Raw genomic sequence first — 2,521 nt, forward strand, 5'->3', positions numbered from 1 at the left:
CCGCCGCCGGCTACAACTTCTCCCTCCTGCTCAGGTGGCTGAAGGGGTTTTTGTCGCTCTTGATTGCCCTGCTTCAAATCCGGCCGAAGCCGGTCGCCGCTTAGGGCTCGGATTGTTCACGGTCGACTAGTGAGCACTCTCCAATATGTTAGGCTCTGTCGCAGTAGCGCAACAAGCTCAGTCTTTGGATGGGTGGTATGAGGATGAGACGACTGAATGTGTACAGGCTCAGTCTTTTTATCGAGGCTCTCGTTTTTGTCGTAAGCGCGTTCGGTGCGACGTGGCTTACCAGCTTTGTGAACGCGCCATGGTGGACATATGTGATTATAGCGGCCATCGCTATGGGCATGTTCGTCGCCGTGCGTGGGGTCCTTTCTGAGCCGCAACGTATGGGACTCTTGGCACACAACTCGGCAGCGACCTCTGCGTGAACCCAGACGCCTTGAAAATGTGCCCGATGCGTCCGGATTTTTGGCGGTGATCTTCATCAAATGCGATGAGCTGCAATTTCTGGCGACGGCCACGCTAAGGGCGGGCCTCCAGCACCATGTTGAACGGTGTCTCCGCGGCGCGACGCAATCGCTTGAAGCCGCCGCCGGTCACAACCTTGCGCAGCCTCGCCTCACCGGCCTGGGCTCCAAGCGCGAGCCCGACTTCCTGCGACACGGATGCGGGCGTGCACACGAAAGTGGAAGCGGCATAGTAAACGCGGCCGACGGGATTGAGGTTCGCCGCCAGATGATCATGCGCGAACGGCTCGACGATCATCCACGTGCCGTCCGGCTTGAGCGATCCGTGGACATGGGTGGCGGCGCCCGTCGGGTCGCCCATGTCGTGAAGGCAATCGAAGAATGTGACGAGGTCATAGGTTCCGGGATAGCTCTTGGCGGCCGCCACGTCGAACCGCGTGTTAACGCCGACGCCGGCTACCTCGGCCGCCTTGCGGGCGCGCTCAATCGAAGGGGCATGATAGTCGAAGCCGACGAAGCGCGAATTGGGGAAGGCCTGTGCCATGAGCACGGTCGATGCACCATGACCGCATCCAACATCCGCGACGTCCACGCCGCGTTCGAGCTTCTCGACGACGCCCTCCAAGGCCGGCAGCCAGGAGTCGATCAGATTGGCATTGTAGCCTGGACGGAAGAACCGTTCCGTACCGCGAAACAGACACGCGCTATGATCGTGCCACCCGACGCCCTTGCCGGACTGGAATGCCTGCCTCACCTTTTCTTCATCGAGCCACAGCGCGGACAGGAACTCGAATGCGCCTGCCATGAAGGCCGGGCTGTCTTCATCAGCGAACACCAGCTCTTGCTCGGCGTTGAGATAGAATTTGTCGCTCGCTTCATCGTAGTCGACGTAACCCGCCGCCGCCTGCCCGGAAAGCCATTCCCTTACGAGGCGTTCCTGGGTGCCGGTGCGTGTCGAAAGTTCGGCGGCCGTCATCTTGCCGCCTTCGCGCAATGCCTTGAACAGGCCGAGTCTGTCCCCCAGCAGGACTCCCGCGCCCGTTGCGATCGCACCGAGATCGCCGACCATTTTCCCCAAGAATGCGTCCAACTTTTCCTGATTCGCTTCAGACATCTGAATCTCCCTTTGGGTTCAATCTCTCCAGGCGACGGAGCCGTGCTCGTCATGAGGCGCCTTGAGCATCAGATGCTCGAAGACATGCAGATATCCCCGGCGGCTCATTCCGCGCTGCCGATCCTGCACCAGACCATATGGGTGACGACCGGCGCGGTGGTCGGGAATGACAGCCACCTCCATGCCGTTGAAAAGCAGGAAATCCGTCACTTTGCCCTCGTCGGTAACCGGCGGAGCCGGAGTGGTCGTCACCAGGGCAAGCCCTGTTGCAGCAGGTATCCTTGGGCAGCCTGTCAGAACATCGATGACTCCGGTTGTGGTGCCGGGGTGGGCGATCAGGGGCCAAGTGATTGTTCCGCGGCGGCTGTATGTTGTGGTAAGGTGATCATGCGAACTCTTGTTGGTCGGTCACGTGTTTTGCGGATGACCCGCATGTACTGTGCCAAATGAGAAAACCATTCAAACGCAATCCAGTAGATCTGACTGTATCCGACATTGTCGGAATTTGGACATCGCCGAACGCGAAGCGCTCGGGGCTTGTGACGATACTTGAGCGTGCTGCTTCGGAGGAGGGATGAGCCTCGAACCGGCCGCGAGGCCTTTTTCTGGCAACGGATATTCCGGCCGGGTTAGGCCGCGAGGAAAGCGACGGTGAATAAGAGGTAGAGGACCAACCGTTTTGAGCGGGTAGTTGCCGTGTTGCGCCCCCAGGCAAAGGCCAGCACCACGGAGCAGTATTTCTGGTGGCGATACTACAACGCCTTTTAGTGCCGGTTACCCGTTTTTACCCAGTTGGCCTGGTGCATTCAGAGCGAGCTCGTTGGAAACCGCTTATTGTGGCTATGAGCGAACTCGGGATGGAGGAGTGGACCCAAAAATTGGCAAAATGCCCCAGGGAGGATTACATGGGTCGCTCATTCCCCGTACTCGTTACAGG

General features: G+C 59.3%; 1 protein-coding gene and 1 pseudogene. Both read right to left on the bottom strand.

The window, feature by feature from the left end; all coding sequences use genetic code 11:
- Positions 1–525 precede the first annotated feature (525 nt).
- Positions 526–1,584, bottom strand: a complete 1,059-nt coding sequence (locus ENZ75_RS28330) for a class I SAM-dependent methyltransferase (RefSeq protein WP_024504268.1) — start codon at positions 1,582–1,584, stop codon at positions 526–528.
- 57 nt (positions 1,585–1,641) lie between these two features.
- A pseudogene (locus ENZ75_RS28335) lies at positions 1,642–1,863 on the bottom strand (insulinase family protein); the annotation flags it as partial.
- Between the last annotated feature and the right edge of the window lie 658 nt (positions 1,864–2,521).

Origin of the sequence: Mesorhizobium sp. M7A.F.Ca.CA.002.04.1.1, assembly GCF_004022805.1 — a bacterium.
Classification (GTDB): domain Bacteria; phylum Pseudomonadota; class Alphaproteobacteria; order Rhizobiales; family Rhizobiaceae; genus Mesorhizobium; species Mesorhizobium ciceri.

Coding starts and splice junctions, on each gene's coding strand:
- ENZ75_RS28330 (WP_024504268.1), bottom strand. CDS start 1,584: ATGTCTGAAGCGAATCAGGAAAAGTTGGACGCATTCTTGGGGAAAATG.